The sequence below is a fragment of the Novosphingobium sp. 63-713 genome, assembly GCF_001898925.1.
Taxonomy (GTDB): Bacteria; Pseudomonadota; Alphaproteobacteria; order Sphingomonadales; family Sphingomonadaceae; genus Novosphingobium.
In genome coordinates this window covers 1-18,317 of sequence record NZ_MKVS01000037.1, presented here as the reverse complement: position 1 = coordinate 18,317, position 18,317 = coordinate 1, and the positions used below count along the sequence as shown (strand labels likewise).

The 18,317-nt window shown below is 57.4% G+C and carries 20 protein-coding genes and 1 pseudogene; 12 read left to right on the top strand and 9 right to left on the bottom strand.

The genetic code is table 11. From position 1 onward, the window contains the following. Positions 1-10: 10 nt before the first annotated feature. The 7 genes from BGP00_RS16295 to BGP00_RS16265 all read right to left on the bottom strand — a co-directional run bounded on the left by BGP00_RS16295 (position 11) and on the right by BGP00_RS16265 (position 5,103). On the bottom strand, positions 11-385 hold the full coding sequence (locus BGP00_RS16295) for a hypothetical protein (RefSeq protein ID WP_139797578.1): 375 nt from the start codon (positions 383-385) through the stop codon (positions 11-13). Then, positions 382-855 carry a hypothetical protein gene (locus BGP00_RS16290; protein WP_292923843.1) on the bottom strand — a complete coding sequence of 158 codons (474 nt, stop codon included), beginning with the start codon at positions 853-855 and terminating at the stop codon, positions 382-384. The genes BGP00_RS16295 and BGP00_RS16290 overlap by 4 nt, the downstream gene beginning before the upstream one ends. Positions 856-1,141: 286 nt before the next feature. Beyond that, a complete protein-coding gene (locus BGP00_RS16285; RefSeq protein WP_292694209.1) occupies positions 1,142-1,804 on the bottom strand; it encodes an isoprenylcysteine carboxylmethyltransferase family protein in 663 nt (220 codons plus the stop codon). After that, complete coding sequence (locus BGP00_RS16280) at positions 1,801-2,043, bottom strand: DUF2933 domain-containing protein (RefSeq protein WP_292694254.1); 243 nt, start codon at positions 2,041-2,043, stop codon at positions 1,801-1,803. Before BGP00_RS16280 ends, BGP00_RS16285 begins: the two co-directional genes overlap by 4 nt. A gap of 90 nt (positions 2,044-2,133) precedes the next feature. Then, positions 2,134-3,453: a type II restriction endonuclease gene (locus BGP00_RS16275; RefSeq protein ID WP_292694206.1), complete on the bottom strand. Its 1,320-nt coding sequence runs from the start codon at positions 3,451-3,453 to the stop codon at positions 2,134-2,136. Between the two features lie 532 nt (positions 3,454-3,985). Further along, the gene (locus BGP00_RS16270; protein WP_292694203.1) at positions 3,986-4,300 is read right to left on the bottom strand and encodes a hypothetical protein; all 315 of its coding nucleotides are present in this window, start codon (positions 4,298-4,300) and stop codon (positions 3,986-3,988) included. 146 nt (positions 4,301-4,446) lie between these two features. Next, positions 4,447-5,103, bottom strand: coding sequence for an LOG family protein (locus tag BGP00_RS16265; RefSeq protein WP_292694200.1), 657 nt, complete (start codon positions 5,101-5,103; stop codon positions 4,447-4,449). Positions 5,104-5,580: 477 nt separating this feature from the next. Here BGP00_RS16265 and BGP00_RS16260 point away from each other — a divergent pair, with 477 nt between their 5' ends. The 6 genes from BGP00_RS16260 to BGP00_RS16235 all read left to right on the top strand — a co-directional run bounded on the left by BGP00_RS16260 (position 5,581) and on the right by BGP00_RS16235 (position 9,988). After that, positions 5,581-6,957 (top strand): MBL fold metallo-hydrolase, encoded by a 1,377-nt coding sequence (locus BGP00_RS16260; protein WP_292694251.1) that lies wholly within the window; start codon positions 5,581-5,583, stop codon positions 6,955-6,957. A 116-nt stretch (positions 6,958-7,073) separates the two neighbouring features. Then, on the top strand, positions 7,074-7,436 hold the full coding sequence (locus tag BGP00_RS16255) for a hypothetical protein (protein ID WP_292694197.1): 363 nt from the start codon (positions 7,074-7,076) through the stop codon (positions 7,434-7,436). Positions 7,437-7,537: 101 nt separating this feature from the next. Beyond that, entirely contained in the window at positions 7,538-7,882 is a 345-nt protein-coding gene (locus tag BGP00_RS16250; protein ID WP_292694195.1) for a hypothetical protein, read from the top strand. A gap of 144 nt (positions 7,883-8,026) precedes the next feature. Beyond that, on the top strand, positions 8,027-8,479 hold the full coding sequence (locus BGP00_RS16245) for a MerR family transcriptional regulator (RefSeq protein ID WP_292694192.1): 453 nt from the start codon (positions 8,027-8,029) through the stop codon (positions 8,477-8,479). An 11-nt stretch (positions 8,480-8,490) separates the two neighbouring features. Then, complete coding sequence (locus BGP00_RS16240; protein WP_292694190.1) at positions 8,491-8,850, top strand: hypothetical protein; 360 nt, start codon at positions 8,491-8,493, stop codon at positions 8,848-8,850. A 757-nt stretch (positions 8,851-9,607) separates the two neighbouring features. Then, entirely contained in the window at positions 9,608-9,988 is a 381-nt protein-coding gene (locus tag BGP00_RS16235; RefSeq protein WP_292694188.1) for a hypothetical protein, read from the top strand. A 77-nt stretch (positions 9,989-10,065) separates the two neighbouring features. Here the strand turns inward: BGP00_RS16235 and BGP00_RS25420 are convergent, their stop codons facing one another. Beyond that, a complete protein-coding gene (locus BGP00_RS25420) occupies positions 10,066-10,296 on the bottom strand; it encodes a hypothetical protein (protein ID WP_366522361.1) in 231 nt (76 codons plus the stop codon). Positions 10,297-10,432: 136 nt separating this feature from the next. On the opposite strand from BGP00_RS25420, the gene BGP00_RS16225 reads away from it, so the two are divergent. The 3 genes from BGP00_RS16225 to BGP00_RS16215 all read left to right on the top strand — a co-directional run bounded on the left by BGP00_RS16225 (position 10,433) and on the right by BGP00_RS16215 (position 14,249). Next, the gene (locus tag BGP00_RS16225; protein ID WP_292694248.1) at positions 10,433-12,118 is read left to right on the top strand and encodes a copper resistance system multicopper oxidase; all 1,686 of its coding nucleotides are present in this window, start codon (positions 10,433-10,435) and stop codon (positions 12,116-12,118) included. A gap of 107 nt (positions 12,119-12,225) precedes the next feature. Beyond that, complete coding sequence (locus BGP00_RS16220; protein WP_292694245.1) at positions 12,226-13,026, top strand: copper resistance protein B; 801 nt, start codon at positions 12,226-12,228, stop codon at positions 13,024-13,026. A gap of 92 nt (positions 13,027-13,118) precedes the next feature. Then, the gene (locus BGP00_RS16215) at positions 13,119-14,249 is read left to right on the top strand and encodes an MFS transporter (RefSeq protein ID WP_366522360.1); all 1,131 of its coding nucleotides are present in this window, start codon (positions 13,119-13,121) and stop codon (positions 14,247-14,249) included. Positions 14,250-14,262: 13 nt separating this feature from the next. On the opposite strand, the gene BGP00_RS16210 is transcribed toward BGP00_RS16215, so the two are convergent. Beyond that, the gene (locus BGP00_RS16210; RefSeq protein WP_292694184.1) at positions 14,263-14,712 is read right to left on the bottom strand and encodes a response regulator; all 450 of its coding nucleotides are present in this window, start codon (positions 14,710-14,712) and stop codon (positions 14,263-14,265) included. 153 nt (positions 14,713-14,865) lie between these two features. On the opposite strand from BGP00_RS16210, the pseudogene BGP00_RS16205 reads away from it, so the two are divergent. The 3 genes and pseudogenes from BGP00_RS16205 to istB form a co-directional block, all read left to right on the top strand. Next, positions 14,866-15,873 (top strand): annotated as a pseudogene (locus BGP00_RS16205) (IS256 family transposase); the annotation flags it as partial. Between the two features lie 182 nt (positions 15,874-16,055). After that, positions 16,056-17,582, top strand: a complete 1,527-nt coding sequence (gene istA / locus BGP00_RS16200; protein ID WP_292694182.1) for an IS21 family transposase — start codon at positions 16,056-16,058, stop codon at positions 17,580-17,582. Positions 17,583-17,593: 11 nt separating this feature from the next. Beyond that, positions 17,594-18,253, top strand: coding sequence for an IS21-like element helper ATPase IstB (istB, locus tag BGP00_RS16195; RefSeq protein WP_292694180.1), 660 nt, complete (start codon positions 17,594-17,596; stop codon positions 18,251-18,253). Positions 18,254-18,317: the final 64 nt, after the last annotated feature.

Genomic DNA, 18,317 nt, shown 5'->3' with positions numbered 1-18,317 from the left:
GCTGATAATCTTACATATCGTCCTGCATGGGCATTGGCTTGTCGGCGGGCATCGGTGCAGGCTTTGCGGCGGCCGGCTTGGCGTGCCTGCGATGTCTGGGGCTGTGCTTCGACCTTCCCATAGTTTTCATCTTCTTGGCGCAGCATCCTGACTTGTCCTGTGCCATAACGGGTTTAGGCATTTGCATGCCGCCTTGCATGCCGGGCATCGCGTCATGACCTTCCATCATCCCACCGGACGGCATTGCACTGCCGTTGGGAGACATGGGGGGCTGGGTTGAGGCCTGTCCTGTTCCTTGGCTCTGGGCCGCAGCAAGGCTGGGAGACAGAAGAACGCCGCCTATCAATGCCAGCGAATAAAGATAGGAAGTGCGACTTTTCATCATGATCTTTCCTCCGTTGAAAAACGACCGGCGATAATCTGGCGAGCCGCGATAGCCTTGATGAACGACTCCTCAAACCGACTGATATACGTAGTGTCCGTGAACCCCAAAATGATGCCAAGGAGCGGTCGACAGATGCGCTCCATCGGGATCGCGCCGGCTATGCCGGGCGCATAGCTGAAATTGAGCTGCAATTCAGTCTTCGCGTTGGACTCCTGTGACCCTTTGCCAAGGCCGAGAAGAAAGGTCTTCCAACTCAGCAATTGGAACCCCGGCAGAAAAATGGCGAGGGCGGAATGCTGCACCGGAAGACCGGGCAGGAAAAGGTAACCCAAGATGCACAAAATGTAGCTCACCGAGAGGAACGGGCTCAATGCCAACCCACTGGTGACAACCGGGATCAAAGCCGGCTGCTGGCGGTCATGCGGCATGGCGTGGTTTTCCTGATGGCGCGATATTGCCAGACGCCGCATAGAGCTGCGGGTTGGCTTCGAACTTGTCACGGCATGCCCCGGAGCAGAAATCTCATACATGGCCTCCGACCACGGCAGTCTTGGCGCTGGCTGTGTCAACAGTCATGCCGCATACCGGATCGACTGCTTGTGCCGCTTTATGCTGTATGTCTCAGTCATTTCTGTGACGTCTATGGTGTCCCATGACATGGGCGCCGCAGCCGAAGCTCATCATGAACATGAAGAGCAGGCCCCAGACTAGAAGTTATGCGACAGTTCCCACGACACGCTACTCTTAATTTCTGCGCTAGCGACCGCTCAGACTGCGGTCGCTGTATCCAATCTTCGGAACGAACCCAGGTACGCTCTCCATGTATTTTCTATATTGATCGCCAAATTCACGGATTGCATCACGCTCTTCATGGCGGGCGAGGCGCACATACATAACAACCAGAACTGGAAACATTGCGAGCGTTAGCAAGGTCGGCCACTGCAGCAGGAAGCCAAACATCACTGCGATGAACCCTATATATTGGGGGTGCCGCATCCGTGCATAGAGACCGGTAGTTGCCAGTGCATGATGCTGTTGGGCGGTATGCAGAGCCTTCCAGCCGGATGAAATCAGCATAAAACCGCCACCAATGAAGACGAAGCTGGCAATATGGAATGGACCGAAATGCGGATTTACGCGCCACCCGAACATCATTTCGAGAAGGTGTCCGGCGTCATGTGAGAACCAGTCGATCCCTGGAAAGCGCGATTGCAGCCAGCCTGACAAAATATAGATCGTCAGAGGGAATCCGTACATTTCTGCAAATAGCGCCACAAGAAAGGCACTGAACGCCCCGAAACTGCGCCAGTCGAGTTTCGTTTCAGGCTTGAAGAAACTGAAGGCAAAGAAAATGAAGATCGCCGCGTTGACGAACGCCAGTCCCCAAAGGCCATAAGCTGGAGTGTCAGAGTGGGTCATTTTCCCTCTCCACTGCCAGGGTGATGGCCTTTGTGCATGAACAAATGCATGATCGGGCAAATCAATAATATGGCGTAGGGTAGAAAACCAAACAGGTGAGCACGATGCTCGGTCACAAGGTAATATCCACCGACGAGAAAAAGTGTCAGGAACGCGAGTTTCTCGAACCACCAACGGACATTCCGCTCTGATTCCGGCGCAGCATTTTTCCTCTTATTGTCATTGCCGCAACAATCCATGGCATGTCCCGCATTTAATAGGAGTGGCCATGGTGGCTCGCTGACCTCAATCCCTCCATCCGTAAACACCACATTTTGACAAGCTTTTGGTCAGGTCCGACCGAGCGGGCTGGCGATAGCCTTGATCCCCTTGAGACCCGAGCCGAAGCGCGCAATGGCATCCCGATGTCGAGCAAGTTCGCCATACGGAAGGTAGGCAATATCCAGATTGCCGATGCGGCTAAATGCCGGGCGCTGGAGCTGCGCTCGCACGTCGCCTTCGCGCGCGTCAGGTGCGACCAGAAACAAGCCTGCCGTAGCGTGAAGGCTGTCGCCACTCAGCGCCAGGTCGAGCATGCGGACGATACCCGAATAGATCGACGTCGTATGCTCGACCTCGAAGGCGGCGGCGACAGACTGATTGGCTTCGTCGATCCATAAGACATCGATCAGACGAATGGCATCTGCTCCCGGACAACTCACAAGGCTCTGGGGCAGTTGGTCCAGGCATCCCTTCGACAAAGGCGCATTTTGGTACAGGCGCCCCCGGTCATTGGCGGCTATCCAGACGCTAAACCCCAGGGACTTGCCAAGATCGCGCAGCCAAGCCTGGACCTCCGTATGTGTGCGGTCGCTCTCCTGGTTGGAAAGCGATTGCTTGTTCAAGCTTTCGGCTTCGGTTCGTACAGCCTGCAGTCGCACATTCCAGTCGGTGACGCTGGAGGCATCGGTCGTTTGGGGCGGCACAGGGTAGCGTCCTGAACCGACATCAAACAGAAACCCGCCGATCGCGCCGAGATCGTTCGAAAGCAGATCGCGATAGCGGTCATTGAATTCGATGACCCCGCTTCGCATTGCGAGGAAGTGCGGCCAGCTCCCAAGCTTCACGTTTGCGTTTGCTAGGGCGTTATAACCCTTCACGATTGCTGTATTGAACGGCGGGATGAGCGTTGGGTGCAGAAAATAAAGCAGGTTGGCCACCGCAGGGCCCAGGCCCTTGATCTTCCTGCGGTCGATTGCGTGGATGTGGTTGATGATCGCATCAGCGGTGTCGCAACAGGCGCAGTTGGCGAGCAGTTGACCAAATGCTCTCTGGTTCGCGGCGTCTTCGTAGATATCGGGTATGCGTAGTTTGGGCTTCCAGAGGAAAGCGTGATCCGCGCCCCGAAAAATCTGTCGCTGTTCGGCAATCGAGTGAACGACCGTTTCCAGCGAGGAGTTGCGGTAGGTCACGCCAAATGTGCCTTGCTCGATCTCAGATACGACTTGTGCTATGCCGCGGCGGATTGAGCGGAAGTTCTTCAGGCGCTCCTCCCAGAGGAACCAACCCCTGTAAGTCGCACCGGGATCTTCGCGCCACTGCAGGATCAATTGGCGCACCAAGGCATTCGGAACGCAGGATTGATCATTCGTTTCGATTAGTTGGCTCATGGCTGCAGGGATGCGATTGCGCTTTCGAAAGCGCAAGGAGTTTCCCGGTCCCCGCCTTTCATTTGTGACATAATTGCATCAGGCTATCCGGCTCACGCAGCCGAGTTGGTTGACTGACATTTGGATAGGCGCCATTATGAAACGATAAAGATCTGCCCGCAGGAGGAACACCTTGTTCATGATGGGACGGATCTATGGAAAAATACATTCCAATTGCAGCCATGGTCACGATGGCTTTGGGGGCCTGTGCTTCTGTTCCCGCTACCTCGGCTGAGGTGGAAAGCTGCCGGAAGATGGAAAGTGATATGGGTCTCGGGACCCGGCATGACCATCAGGAGATGAAAGGCATGGGGTTGAATCCCATGAACATATCTCATTCCCGATGCATGGAGATCCTCGGCAAGACGCAATAGATTGCGAGCCCAAAGGATGTAAGCTTATCTAAATATGATAAAGGTCCGCCACCCAACGAGGCGGCGGACCTTGGAAGCATGAGGTGCCAGCGATTACTATCTCGGAGTTATCGCGGTATTCAGCAGCAGCCGCCACCTGATTTCTTGGGAGCAGGCGGCGTCGGCGAGGTCATTGGCATCTGCCCCCCCTGCATCATGTGTCCGCCTTTCATCATATTCCCTCCGGACATCATGTGACCACCGGACATTTTATGTCCGCCCGTCTGGCCCGCCGGACGGTGCTGAGACCCTGCAGAGTGCTTGGGCTTCGGCTTTGCAGGATGTTTGTGAGCGGGCAAATCCTTCATGCCGGGGGGCATTTGATCGGCTAATGCCGGAGCGGTGCCGGAAGCCAGCAACCCTAGGGCGGCAAAAATCATCGTTGTCTTGCGCATACAGCGGTCCTTTCCTTGGCAGCCTTGGTTAGGCCAGCCTCAGGGGCCTTATGTGGCGATCAAGATTGGCATCGATATACGTATATAACGAATGCTTCGGATCTAGCGCGGAATTCCCCGCAGGTCGGGTGGAGCCGGGCAGGGGCTTAGTCGGAAATAGCCGGACTGAGCCCCTGGTCAATGAGGGTTGCCCAGAGAGCCTCGGCGCTATCGGCATACGAAAACAAGTCGCGGTCTTCGCTGTCGATCATGCCGTTCTCGGCGAAAACATCCAAATTGATGGCGCTTTGCCAATAAGCTCGATCAAACAAGATGATAGGGACCTTAGGAGCCTTGCCGGTCTGCCGCAATGTCAGAATTTCGAACATCTCGTCCATGGTTCCAAATCCACCTGGGAAGACCACCAGCGCACTGGCGCGCATGGCCAGATGCATCTTGCGGATCGCGAAATAGTGAAAACGGAATGTGAGTTCGGGCGTCGTGTAAGGATTTGGGACCTGTTCGTGAGGGAGCGTGATATTGAAGCCGATAGAAGGCGCGCAGACGTCATGGGCGCCGCGGTTGGCCGCCTCCATGATCCCTGGTCCTCCTCCTGTGGCGATCACGTTCATGCGTTTGCCACCATTGCGGGTCAGCGCGCCCCCCTTCTTGGAGGCGAGCCGGCCGAACTTGCGGGCTTCGTCATACCAGGCGCCCCTCCTGCCTGTCTGCGCCTCTCGAACGCGAGCACTTCCAAATACGACAATGGTTGAAAGGACGCCCCATTCGCGCAACGCTTCCTCCACCTTCTCGTATTCGAGCATGAAGCGAACTCCGCGCATTGAGTCCCCAAGAATGAAGTCCTGATCCAAGGCGGCGAGCCTGTAAGATGGCAAATCCGCTGCGTGGTGGCTGGGGAAGCAATGCTCACAGGGATGTGGCGTTAGAGCGCTGCAGAATGGGGTATCATCTGGAGTCACATTCTTGTCCCGTTCAAAGCATGTATCTTGTGGTCATCGGTTTTTTCAGGCTGCGTTCGCGAGACTGTCTCAGTGCTGGCGCGACGAATGCCGCGCCATATGTAAACATCACATGTTCCCGGCTGTGTCCGTCTGCGATCATTACGTATGGTCGCAGCCCAATGGGCTAGCCAATCCATGCAGAAATCCACAAGCGCGGGAGCGATGTCCATGCACGGGCACAAGAATCGACACCAGAAGGACAAAACTCGGGGGCATTTCGTGCCAAGCGGGGCCCCTCAAGCCACGTTTGAGGTGGAGCCAAGACCTGCTGGCGGAGGATTGGCGATCGGGTTCTTCGGGGCGAGCGGCACCGTCACCGGATCGCGCTATCTCCTCGAGGATGACAGCACGCGCTTGTTGGTGGATAGTGGACTGTTCCAGGGCGGTCGCGATTTACGCAACCTCAACTGGGCTCCCCCTCCGCCAGAAATTGCAGGGGTAGAGACGATCCTGCTGACGCACGCGCATCTCGATCATTCCGGTGCCATTCCGCGTTTGGTCCGTGATGGTTGGAGGGGCCGGGTTCTCACCACCCGGGCAACAGCCGAGCTTTGTGAACTACTTCTGCCGGACAGCGGCCACCTGCAAGAAAAGGATGCCCAGTTCGCAAACCGTCGAGGATATTCGCGGCATCAACCTGCGCTGCCACTATATACCCAGAACGATGCGTTGAACGCACTGGAGCATTTTCAGGGAGTGGAATTCGGTGAGTTCATCGAAGTTGCCCCAGGTGTCTCTGCCCGCTTCCACCGCGCCGGGCATATTCTCGGAGCAGCTTCGATCGAGATCGACTGGAAAGGAACCAAGGTCGTCTTTTCGGGCGACCTTGGGCGTTATGACGACGCTGTGATGTTCGATCCCGCACCTCCGCCATTGGCTGACTTTCTAATCGTCGAGTCTACCTATGGCGATCGGGAGCATGACGCTGTTTCGCCTGAAGTAGCCTTGGGTGAGTGTATTGAGCGATGCGTAGCGCGTGGTGGGACGGTCGTAATCCCGGCCTTCGCGGTGGGTCGGGCCCAATCGCTCCTCTATTACCTGTCCCTCTTGAAGAAGGCCGGCCGCCTTCAGGGCGTGCCTGTCTACCTCGACAGCCCGATGGCAATCGACGCCAGCGGCATCATGTGCGCAAACTCAGGGGATCATCGCCTGTCGCATGATGAATGCAAAGCCGCGTGCGCCGTAGCGCACTATGTACGCGATGCCGAAGAGTCGAAGGCGCTGACGGCGGATAGCAATCCCAAGGTCATCATTTCGGCAAGTGGCATGGCGACTGGCGGACGTGTCCTTCACCACCTTGCACAGTTTGCCCCGGATCCGAAGAACCTGCTGCTTTTTGCAGGCTTCCAGGCAGCCGGCACCCGAGGCGCGGCGCTTGTCGCTGGCGCGACCTCGGTAAAGATTTATGGCGAGGTTGTGCCGGTTTTTGCCGAAGTAACCAATCTTTCGATGCTGTCGGCCCATGCTGATTGCAACGAGATCTTGCGTTGGCTTTCTGGCATGCCGCAAGCACCGAAAATGACGTTCGTCACGCACGGAGAGGCGAGTGCCTCTGCCAGTCTGGCCGAACGGATTCGGCACGAGCTAGATTGGACATGTACCACGCCTGCTCTCGGAAGCTGGGGCGATCTCACCTCCCGCGCGCATGGCTCATGAAAATGTGACCATTACGTATGTTGAGCTTGGAGCTTGGTCCTTACTCCGGACTTTGAAGAACAGCTCTTCCCCATAAGGCCTGGGGGCGGCCTTAAAAATTCACGAAGGAGTCGAACATGATCAAGAAGTCTTTCATGGTTGCGATTGCCGGCATCTCGATGCTGGGAGCTGCGCCGGTTCTCGCTCAAGGTATCGGCCACACGTGGTTCATGCGCGGTACTGTTGTCGCCGTCGACAAGACCGGCACTGTCGTCTGCATCGGCAAGGCCGATGGCGCAGAAGTTGGCCAGACCCTGAATGTGGTCCGTGCCGTCTATCACCCGGGTCCGAACAAGGGCACAGGCGCTCCTAGCTACCATCGCCAAGATGTCGGTCATGTTCGCATCGACCATGTTTTTGATGACCATTTCGCCCATGTCACTGTCGTGGACGGAATGCCTGCGAAGAACGACATCGTAGAACTGGGCCGCAGCCACTGATCCCTCGTGGTCATGACCGACGCCTGAACGTGCTGCTGTTGGGTTCTCTGCACGGAGGGGCCAGCAGCAACCGGCGCTGGTGACAAGAACTGGAGGATTGCGTGGCCAAGGCTCACGTGATGATGGCATTTGAGGTGCCCCTCTTCGCAGCCAGCGTACCAGCAAGCGCTCAAGGCATTGGCCATACCTGGCTCATGCGAGGTTCGATCATCGGAATTGACTATCGCGGGCCCATTGTTTGCATTGGCCGCGTTGACGGTGCTGAAATCGGACAAGTGTTTAAGATCTATCGCCCCGCACCGGTCTACCTTCGCAGGCGTCACGCCGGGCAATATCGCCAGAAGACTGTAGGTCACGTATCAATCGATCAGATAATAGATGACCATTATGCTCATGTATCGGTAGTTGATGGTGAAATAAACATGATCGATATTATAGATTTATAACGACACCATTGATCGGTCAGTGAACGCACAGCGTTGCTTGGAGACAACACGCCCAAAAAAGGCGGCGATCGGCAAGAGTGAACATCATTGGCTGCAGGTACAAATGAAAGATAAGCTTGGGCCTGCGGATTGGAGACGGATGCCATGGCCAATTTCAAGATTGGTGAACTCTCTGCTGCTGCGGATGTTGGTCGCGACACGATCCGCTACTATGAACGGCTTGGCCTTCTCAAGGCCTCCTCGCGAAGTCTGGCAGGATACCGCTTGTACAATGACGATGAGCTTGCCCGTCTGAAATTCATTCGGTCGGTGCAGGATCTCGGTTTCACGCTCGAGCAGACGCGAAACTTGCTCGAAGCATCCGCAGCTGCTCCGTCGCGCGTCGAAGATTTGCTGGCTGTAACCCGCGAAAAACTGATCGCCGCAGAGAACAACATCGGCCGCTTAAGGCAAGTTGAGCAGTGGCTTGTCGATCAATCAAGCGCCTCTCAAGGTTCCTGTTCGCAACCCCTCTGGATGAGGCTGAGAACCGAGAAGAGTTCTGTCGAGCACTTGAACAGTGATTTGGCAGAATGCCCAGTGGACCAACTCGTGTGAAAGGATCGATCATGACCAATTGGAATCGTAAGGCTCGGTGGATGACCGGCAGTCTGGTAGTGGCAGGCACCCTTGTGCTTGCCGGCTGTAACAGTAAGGATAAGGGGACCCCGCCGACCTCAACGTCCAGCGCGGCAACAAATGCCACAGATAGCCAGACATCATCTGTGCGTGATGACGCCGCGGCTGCAAGTGCCACAGCAGCAGCGGAAGATATGCACCATCGCATGGAAACAGATCAGCGGCAGAAGATGGATCACGACAGCATGCGGATGGGGCCAGGCATGAACCACCCTGCTTCGCCAGCCCCCAGCACCCCACCGGCAGATCCTGGCGCGGGAATGCAGGGCGGGGGAATGAAAGATATGTGATCAAAATGGGCGGAGGAGCGCCCACGGTTTCACTTTGACTGGACGCGAGCCGACAGCGTCGGCTCGCGTCCGGCTGGGACGATAATGTCGTAGCATGCCACAATCTCGCAGGCTTCAAATTCTCCTGCAAGTAGCGTGGGTTCCAATTACGGCATTACAGGCGAATAAATTCAGTGTCTGGATGAGTGAATTTTACCTTGATCCGGAGAGAATACATGTTGGAAAGACGAAAACTACTGGGGATGGGAGCTGTTTTGTTAGTGGCAGGTGTTACCAGTCAGGCCAGCGGCAAGAATGATGGCGAACGCGGCATGCCCATGCCGATGAAGGATTGCATCGATCTGTGCTGGGCGTCGCATGTGATGTGCCTGGAGACAGCCGCTGGCCTTACCGTGATGGGGGCCAGCGCCACTGCATTGCAACTCGCTGCGATGTTGAGCGATTGTGCGGAGATCTGCCAAACTACGGCAAACTCCATGATCAGACGCTCGCCCTTGCATACGGTGCTCTGTCAGGCTTGTGCCGAGGCTTGTGAGAGGTGTGCCCGTGCCTGTGGCCAACAAGGTAGCGCCCCCTCTCTGGCACGTTGTGTAGAGAGTTGTCGGAGCTGTTCGGAAAGCTGCAGGCACATGGCGGCGATGGGATAATAGGATCTAGCTTCGCACATTACGTATACCGATACGGATGCCAGCATTGCATCAACGTGGTCTCAATTTGTTGTTCACGAAGTAACGCAGCAATGGCTGGAGATCGGAATATGCGTAGGTCAGCAATTTATTTTGCCCTTTTTGGGCTGGCTGTGGCTGGCACCGGTTACGTATTGGCTGATGAACTTCCTCCCGGAATGAAAGTGGTGCAGGCGCCAAAGCCCAAGGCCACAGCTACACCCGCACCGGGGACGGCGTCTCAAAGTCGTGAACACATGCAGGGCATGTATCATGGCGCGCAGCAGATGCATGATCGGATGATGCATGATCATCAAATGGGCATGCAGAACATGCAGCAATCTTCTGGAGGCGGAATGGCACCCGACGCTGCACAAAGCCCGACACCGATGCCCATGCCATCTGGAAAGGCTTGTTGCCCACCCAAAAGCATGAAGCCGGCGGATAAGCCCATGCCAATGAGCGACATGTAGAATTCGACTCACGGGAAAGTCCGGGGCTGAGCGGCCCGCCGCGCGCGCCTGCGGCGGACCCAACATGCATCGCCGCACTAATCGTTGCAGTATCGCCAGCATATGCGCTTGGCATCGGCCATAGCTTCTTCATGCGTGGCGAGGACGTCCGTGTCGATTCTGGTGGAGCGGTGGTCTGCCTCGGAAGGCTTGATGGAGCGCATCAGGGCCAAGTTTTGGAAGTATATCGGTAGGTGCACCGGTATCGCAAATTGCTCGGACATGTGGAAGTCGATCAGATATTCGACGAGCATTTCGCCCATACTCATATAGTAGATGGCGATCTCAAGAAAATCTATTGGTTAAGCATCCCGCGTAACCATAATAGAACTATGAAAAAATCTACTGAAATCCTGCATTCTAACAATCCAACATCAATTTTATAAGGCTTTCCTTCTCGTGGATATGTCACTCGTTATACCTGCAATTGGACGTCGACTGTTTGTTCAAGGACTCCTTGTTGGAGGGGTGGCCTCCAGTCTTGCGTTGCCCGCCTGGGCCTCCGGACCAGCTGGCGACGCCGCACTTTCGGGTACGGAATTCGATCTCGAGATTGCAGGCTTGCCCGTAAATTATACGGGTAAACGTCGTATTGCGACGGCAGTGAATGGCCGCGTTCCCGCGCCGACGTTGCGCTTTCGAGAGGGTGATACCGTGACGCTGCGAGTCCACAACAGGCTGGACGAAATGACAAGCGTGCACTGGCATGGCCTGATCGTACCGGCCGAGATGGATGGAGTGCCGGGCATCAGCTTTGGCGGGATCGCACCGGGCGAAACTTTCACGTACCGCTTTCCCATCCATCAAACCGGCACTTTCTGGTACCATGCCCATACGCTCGCGGAGCAGACTGGGCTATTCGGGGCCATCGTGATCGAGCCAAAGGAAAGTCAGGTCAGGCCTCCGGACCGAGACTATGTCGTGATGCTGAGCGACTGGACCGATGAGCCGCCCTTGCAGGTGTTCCTCAATCTCAAGAAGCAGAGTAATTACTATAATTTCGGACAGCCCACTGTCGGCGACTTCGTCAAGGATGCCCGGGAAGTGGGGCTCGCGGCGGCGATCAAGAAGCGGCAGATGTGGAATGCGTCGCGGATGAATCCGACTGACTACAGCGACGTTTCGGCCGCTACCTATACCTATCTTTTGAACGGAACGACGGCGGCAGGCAATTGGACTGGGGTGGCCAGCCCCGGCGAGCGGGTACGCTTACGCTTTGTCGGTGCTGGCACCGCAACGTTCTTCGACGTACGCATTCCGGGATTGCCCCTGACGATCGTTGCAACGGATGGACAGGATGTGGAGCCGGTCACTGTCGACGAATTCCGGATCGCGCCGGGCGAGACCTATGATGTCGAATTCACTATGCCCGACGCCAAACCTTACACGATCTTCGCGCAATCGATGGACCGGACTGGTTTTGCGCGGGGCACGATCGCGCCCTCACCGGGCATGACCGGCCCGATTCCTGCCCTAGATCAGCGCCCTTGGTTGGAACCTATCGATATGATGGGCGCGATGGCGGCCATGGATGGCGGACACACTGGTCACGGCATGATGGAGATGCCGCCGCTGGCGAAGCATGCGCGCACCGAGTATGGCGCCAACAATGACATGCGGGTGGATTATCCGCGCACCAATCTCGACGATCCCGGCGCTGGATTGCGCGGTCGTCCATGGCGCGTGCTCACTTATGCCGACCTCAAGAGCCCGAATGGAGACCCTGATCCCCGCGAGCCTGAACGTGATATCGAATTGCACCTGACGGGTAACATGGAGCGGTTCATTTGGTCGCTTGATGGGATCAAGCTCAACGATTCCAAGCCATTGCATTTCCGGCCAAACGAGCGCCTGCGGGTCACCTTCGTGAACGACACGATGATGTCCCACCCCATGCATCTTCACGGGATGTGGAGTGACCTGGAGGACGCGGCGGGCATGTTCCAGGTGCGAAAGCACACGATCGTTGTGCAGCCTGCGCAGCGTCTGAGCTTTCGCGTAACCGCAGACGCCATGGGCCGATGGGCATTCCATTGCCATCTGCTTTACCACATGGCTGCCGGCATGTTCCGCGAGGTTGTCGTCGCATGAGCACCACAACGAACCTTGTTGTTCTTGCCGCTATCGCAAGCCTCGCCGCAGCCTTTCCTGCGGCCGCACAGGAAGCTCCTCCTGCGCCGAAGGAAGGTCATTCCGGAATGGATATGTCGGGAGACATGCAGGGCATGGATATGCCCGCTGCTCCCACGAAAATGGAGATGGGCGGGATGCAGGGCGGCAAGGCCCCTGCGGACGCGCGAAACTCCGACGACTATTCTGACGGCTACCGCAATTCGACTTTGCCCAACTACGAAATGGCCGATCAGATCTCGATCCCGAAAGTTCTCGTAGACGAACTGGAGTTTGCCAGCGGCAACGAAGGTCAGGGTATCGGTTGGTCGGTCCTGCTGACCAATGGAACCGACAGCAACAAATTATGGCTCAGGTCTCAGGGCCTCAAAAATAGCAAGGAAGAACGGCTTGATCCCGAATCGAGCGCCGAAGCCCTCTGGTGGCATTCGACCGGGCCTTATTGGGGAACGTTGGTCGGTGTGCGCCAGGATATCGGCAAGGGAGCGACTACCTGGCTTGCTGCCGGCGTAGAGGGTTTGGCCCCGTATTGGTTTGATGTGCAGTTGACGGGCTATGTAGGCTCGGACGGGCGCTTGGCGGCTCGTGCCAAGTTGTCTTATGAAGCGCTGCTGACCAATCGTTTGATCCTCACCCCTCAGGTCGAGGCCAATGTCTATAGCAAGCAATCCCTAGATCGCGAGTTGGGCAGCGGGTTCAGCAACGTCGAATTGAGCGCGCGTATGCGCTACGAGGTTTCGCGCAAGTTCGCACCGTACATCGGCTATGTCTGGGAACGAGCGCTCGGGGGCACTGCTGATTTCAGGCGGTCGCGTGGAGAAGGACCAGGCGAGCACCGGTTTGTAGCTGGTCTGCGTTTGTGGTGGTAAGGGGAGGTCCCAAGCTCTCTGCACATACTGGAACCCGTCTGAACACTGACAGTCCGCCCCGCCGATCCGTGAAAGTAGCCGTGGCTCCTGCAATGCTGGCAGTAGGTGCGGCAGCTGCGGCAAACACGGCATTTCTCCCCTGGCTCCCTGACCTTGTTGACCAGGAACTTGGGGGCAGGGGCGCGATCAATCACGCGATGCACGTGGCCGTTCTGAGCGCCATTTTCCCGCTGGGCGGCATGATCGCGGCCCCTTTCGCCGGGGCACTTGCCGACCGCTACCGATTCCAATTGTTTCTGTTTTTTGCAGTCATGGCGCTGGCGGTATCCACGGCGCTCACCGGTGCTACGTCACTTGTTGTGTTATATGGTCTGCGTGCCGTCGCGGGATTGGCTTTTGGCGCGATTGTTCCGCTCTGCCTTCTGGTCGGCCATCAAGTCGCCTGCGATCCGCATGAGAAGGCGGGCCTTTTTACGATACTGACAGCCTCCTTGTTCCTTGGAGACTTTGCGGGTCCCCTCCTTGCCGAGGGATCGGCACGGATATTACCCGAGCTGCCGCTTCTGGCTTTCGGTATCGGCATAGGCTTAGTGGGCTCCGTGGTGATGGTTGGATCGTCCGAGAGCCACTATTGTCGAGTGCCCCACGACGACCTGCCCACAAATGACAATTCGACGTTGCTCGTCTTACTGTTGCTGGGTCTTACAATCACCGGAACGGGCGGCCTCGCAGCCATTCATCTCAGCCTTGTTCTGCATCGCCCCGATGCGCTGTTCCAGCGTGAGCATATCGCATGGATGCTAAGTCTTTGCGGTCTGGCCATGTTGGGTGCCCAAGGCTTCCATGCCCGGTTCAACTGGCTTGTAGATCGGCCTGTCGCCCTCGCGGCGGTGATGTTGATCGTACAAGGCGTCGCGCTTTGGCAATTCTCCGCTGCGCGCACTGGCCCTGCCATTGCGGCCACAATCTTTGCTGCGGGGTGGAGTGCAGCGACTTTGCGACTGATTGCCAGCTTCTGGATCAGCACTTCTAGAAGCCGTTCGGGCTTCAGACTTGGCCTTCAGCACGGCTTTGCGAGCATTAGCCAAGTGGGCGTTCCAATCGCGACGGCATTCCTACGCAGCGAATGGCACAAAACTGTCCTCTGGAGCATTATCGCCGTTTGTACGGTCTTGCTCTTTGCGCTCCCACTCGTCTGGCGCAAGGATACTTCAACCGGATAAGTCCGGGGCGCGTTCAGCAATCGCAATCAGGTGCGCAACCGCCGCCTTGATGCGCACAATCGCCAGCCTGACGACATTCGCAGAAGCGTTGCAGTGCGTCGAGGATGGGCCGCCTGATAAAGGGTTTCGCGATAACTTCGGCATATCCGCATGCCTTGGCGCGCTTTGTCAGTTCATCATTGCCATAGGCCGTGATCAAGATAGCGGCCCCCTTCCACCCATTTGCTCGAAGAGCGCGGAGCAAACTGAGGCCGTTGATGTCAGGCATGTTGTAGTCGACGATGATGCAGTCCGCCAAGCGCGCATCGTCATCTGCGAGCAAGGCGGACGCGGTAGTGTAGCTCTGCGCATCATAGCCTTTGGCGTGCAACAAGAGCTGCAACGAACGGCGAATGGCCGCATCATCGTCGGTGACGAGAACCTTTGGCCGCTTTTCGCTAGAACTGAGGAGGCTGGTGGACATAAGGCCTGAAACTGTTGAAGCCGATTTCCATTACAGTCGCAGGATGCGCGGAAGGTGTCCGTACGTAGATAGCGCAGTCGTAGATGAACCCAAACGGGAGTGTCCTGAATTTCGTGTACGGGGCGGCCTAAAGGGTAGAAAGATCCCCTAATTATGGCACGACGCAAAGCCCCCTCGATCCCCGATGACTTGCTGGACCAATTGCTGGGAGGGATGGACGCCGCCAGCGCCCTGAACTCACCGGATTGGATGAACGCCTTGAAGAAGGCGCTGGCGGAAAAGGCCCTGAGCGCCGAGATGGATTATCATCTTGGCGCTGAAGGCGAAGCTGAGAACAGCCGCAACGGCTATGGCCGCAAAACAGTATCAACGGGGACCGGCAAGATTGAAATCGAGGTCCCGCGCGACCGGACAGGCAGCTTCGATCCTCAGCTGATCGCCAAGTACCAGCGCCGCTTCCCCGGGTTCGATGACAAGATTATCTCGATGTACGCGCGAGGCATGAGCACTAGGGAGATCGCTGAGCATCTGCGTGAGATTTACGGCATGGACGCCTCAGCGGACTTGATCAGCACGATCACTGATGCGGTCCTTGATGAGGTTGCAGCCTGGCAACAGCGCCCGTTGGATCCAGTTTATCCGCTTGTTTTCTTTGATGCCATTCGGGTCAAGATCCGCGATGAAGGGCTGGTCCGCAACAAGGCAATCCATATTGCGCTGGGCGTCATGGCCAATGGCACCAAAGCCGTTCTGGGCATGTGGATTGAGCAAAATGAAGGCGCCAAATTCTGGCTCCGGGTGATGAATGAACTCAAGAACCGCGGTGTCGAGGACATCCTGCTGGCCGTAGTCGATGGGCTCAAAGGCTTCCCTGAAGCGATCAACGCCGCATTTCCCGACACCATTGTTCAGACCTGTATTGTCCATTTGCTGCGCAATTCCATGGACTTCGTCTCCTACAAGGACCGCAAGGCCATCGCCACGGCGCTCAAGGACATCTACCGGGCGATCGACGCTCAAGCGGCTGAGACGGCTCTGGGGGAATTTGAGGCCGGGGCTTGGGGGCAGAAATACCCTGCCATCGGCCAAAGTTGGCGCCGTGCCTGGGAGCAAGTTATTCCATTCTTTGCGTTTCCTGCCGATGTGCGCCGGATCATTTATGCGGATTCCGACGATCCCGCCCACCCATTCCGAGGAATTCCCGCCCGGGATTCCGACCTGATCCCGCCCACCTATTCCGATTAATGCCCGCCCACCTTTTTGGGTGTCGAGCCTGATCGTTGAGACCATCCTTTTGGCTTTGGACAAGCTGGAGGGAATGGATGGCGACGAGGAGGGCGAAGATGCGCGCATTGCGCGAAGTGATGCGGATGTACCGGGACGGAGGGCTGGCGGTTCGCGAGGTTGCGCGGCTGACCGGTGTTGCGCGCTCGACGGCGCGGGATATGATCAGCCGGTTCGAGAAGAGCGGCCTCGCCTGGCCCATTCCGCCCGAGGTAGGCGACGAGGAACTCGAGCGCCGCCTTTATGGCACGGTTGGTGTAAAGCGCGGTCATCGTAAACTGCCCGAGCCTGACTGGCCGACAGTGGCGCGCGAGTTGAAGCGCAAACATGTGACACTCCAGGTTCTGTGGGAAGAATACATCGCCCAGTATCCTGATGGCTACCGATACAGCCGGTACTGCGACCTGTTCAGGGGCTGGGAGGGACGGCTACCGCTGGTGATGCGCCAGAAGCACGGCGGCGGGGAGAAGCTGTTCGTCGACTATGCTGGCGACACGGTGCCGGTGGTGGTGGACCGCAGAACCGGCGAGATCCGGCGCGCGCATTTGTTCGTGGCGGTGATGGGCGGCTCAAGTCTTTCGTTCGCGCATGCGACCTGGACCGAACAGATGGCCGACTGGATCGACAGCCATAATGCCGCCTTCGCGTTCTTCGGCGGGGCCCCGCAGCTGCTAGTGCCCGATAATGCCAAGGTTGCGGTGATCAAAGCCTGCCACTTCGACCCCATGGTCAATCGCAGCTACACCGATATGGCGCGTCATTACGGCACGGCAGTGCTGCCGGCGCGGCCGAGGAAGCCTCGGGACAAAGCCAAAGTCGAGGCTTGCGTCAGGATCGTCGAGCGCTGGCTGCTGGGGCGGCTGCGCAACAGGGTTTTCTACAGTCTGGCGCAGATCAACGTGGCGATTGGCGAGTGCATGGCCGATCTCAATGACAAACGGGTGCTGCGCCAGTTCGGGAAAACCCGCCGCCAGATGTTCGAGGACATCGACGTCCCCAACCTGAAGCCGCTGCCACCCGAGCCATGGGCCCATGCTGAGTGGAAGCGCTGCCGGGTCGGGCTCGATTATCACATCGCTTGCCAGCATCACCATTATTCCGTGCCCTGTCGCTATGCCCGACGTGAGGTGGAAGTCCGCATTACGGCGCGCACTGTGGAGATATTCCTCGGCTCCGAGCGCATCGCCGTCCACATGCGCGGGGCCGGCAATGGGCGACACACGACGATCGCCGAGCACATGCCTGCCAGCCACCGGCGTTATGGCGACTGGACTCCTGCCAAAATCCGTGAGGAAGCCAGCAGGATCGGGCCGATGATGTCGCTGCTGGTCGAGAAGATCATCGAAAACCGGCCACATCCCGAACAGGGCTATCGCTCGTGTCTGGGCATCATCGGGCTGGAAAAGCGCTTTGGTGCTGACCGGCTCGAGGCCGCCGCCTTGCGCGCGCTGGAGGTTCAGGCCCGCAATTATCCTTCCATCAAATCGATCCTCGAAAAGGGGCTCGATCGTGTGCCCGTGTCACCAGCCCCGGAACACGAGCCGATCCTCCACACCAATATCCGGGGCTCGGGCTATTACCACTGAAAGGAAGATACGTGCTGAAACACCCAACCCTGGATTTGCTGGGCCAGCTTGGCCTCATCGGCATGGCAAAGGCCTTTGCCGATCTTGCCTCCAATGATGAAGCAGCGAGCCTCGGCCATGCGGAATGGCTCGCGCTGCTGCTCGATCACGAGGCCACCTGGCGCAATGACCGGCGCCTGGCGCTGCGCCTTCGACAGGCCCGGCTACGGCATCATGCCATACCTGAGGACGTCAATTATCACCATCCGCGCAGACTTGATCGCCGGTTCTTCGAGATGTTGATAAAAGGTAGCTGGATCTCCAACCACGAAAATCTGGCCATTATCGGGCCCGCGGGCATCGGGAAAAGTTGGTTGGCCTGCGCTCTTGGCCACAAGGCCTGCCGCGATAATCGCTCCGTTCTCTACACAAGGCTGCCACGCCTGATCGATGAACTCGCCCTCGCCAAAGGCGATGGCCGTCTCGCCACGCGGATGAAGAGCCTTGCCCGTGTCGATCTGCTCATTCTGGACGACTGGGGCCTTGAGCACCTCAATGCCAATGCCCGGCACCATCTCCTTGAAATTCTGGAAGACCGCTACGGTCAACGCTCTACGCTGGTAACCAGCCAGATCCCGATAGCCCGTTGGCACGAATTGATCGGGGAGCCAAGGAATTGGGAATACCCCTGATCTTGATCGACTTATCACTCATGTGACTGTGACGTCGCGGACTGACCCACTGTTTGGGCTGCAA

Bases quoted from the DNA above. Each gene is read 5' to 3' on its own strand.
- BGP00_RS16295 (WP_139797578.1), bottom strand. From the start codon at position 385: ATGATGAAAAGTCGCACTTCCTATCTTTATTCGCTGGCATTGATAGGC.
- BGP00_RS16290 (WP_292923843.1), bottom strand. From the start codon at position 855: ATGCGGCGTCTGGCAATATCGCGCCATCAGGAAAACCACGCCATGCCG.
- BGP00_RS16285 (WP_292694209.1), bottom strand. From the start codon at position 1,804: ATGACCCACTCTGACACTCCAGCTTATGGCCTTTGGGGACTGGCGTTC.
- BGP00_RS16280 (WP_292694254.1), bottom strand. From the start codon at position 2,043: ATGGATTGTTGCGGCAATGACAATAAGAGGAAAAATGCTGCGCCGGAA.
- BGP00_RS16275 (WP_292694206.1), bottom strand. From the start codon at position 3,453: ATGAGCCAACTAATCGAAACGAATGATCAATCCTGCGTTCCGAATGCC.
- BGP00_RS16270 (WP_292694203.1), bottom strand. From the start codon at position 4,300: ATGCGCAAGACAACGATGATTTTTGCCGCCCTAGGGTTGCTGGCTTCC.
- BGP00_RS16265 (WP_292694200.1), bottom strand. From the start codon at position 5,103: ATGCTCGAATACGAGAAGGTGGAGGAAGCGTTGCGCGAATGGGGCGTC.
- BGP00_RS16255 (WP_292694197.1), top strand. From the start codon at position 7,074: ATGATCAAGAAGTCTTTCATGGTTGCGATTGCCGGCATCTCGATGCTG.
- BGP00_RS16245 (WP_292694192.1), top strand. From the start codon at position 8,027: ATGGCCAATTTCAAGATTGGTGAACTCTCTGCTGCTGCGGATGTTGGT.
- BGP00_RS16240 (WP_292694190.1), top strand. From the start codon at position 8,491: ATGACCAATTGGAATCGTAAGGCTCGGTGGATGACCGGCAGTCTGGTA.
- BGP00_RS16235 (WP_292694188.1), top strand. From the start codon at position 9,608: ATGCGTAGGTCAGCAATTTATTTTGCCCTTTTTGGGCTGGCTGTGGCT.
- BGP00_RS25420 (WP_366522361.1), bottom strand. From the start codon at position 10,296: ATGAGTATGGGCGAAATGCTCGTCGAATATCTGATCGACTTCCACATG.
- BGP00_RS16225 (WP_292694248.1), top strand. From the start codon at position 10,433: ATGTCACTCGTTATACCTGCAATTGGACGTCGACTGTTTGTTCAAGGA.
- BGP00_RS16220 (WP_292694245.1), top strand. From the start codon at position 12,226: ATGGATATGTCGGGAGACATGCAGGGCATGGATATGCCCGCTGCTCCC.
- BGP00_RS16215 (WP_366522360.1), top strand. From the start codon at position 13,119: ATGCTGGCAGTAGGTGCGGCAGCTGCGGCAAACACGGCATTTCTCCCC.
- BGP00_RS16210 (WP_292694184.1), bottom strand. From the start codon at position 14,712: ATGTCCACCAGCCTCCTCAGTTCTAGCGAAAAGCGGCCAAAGGTTCTC.
- istA (WP_292694182.1), top strand. From the start codon at position 16,056: ATGCGCGCATTGCGCGAAGTGATGCGGATGTACCGGGACGGAGGGCTG.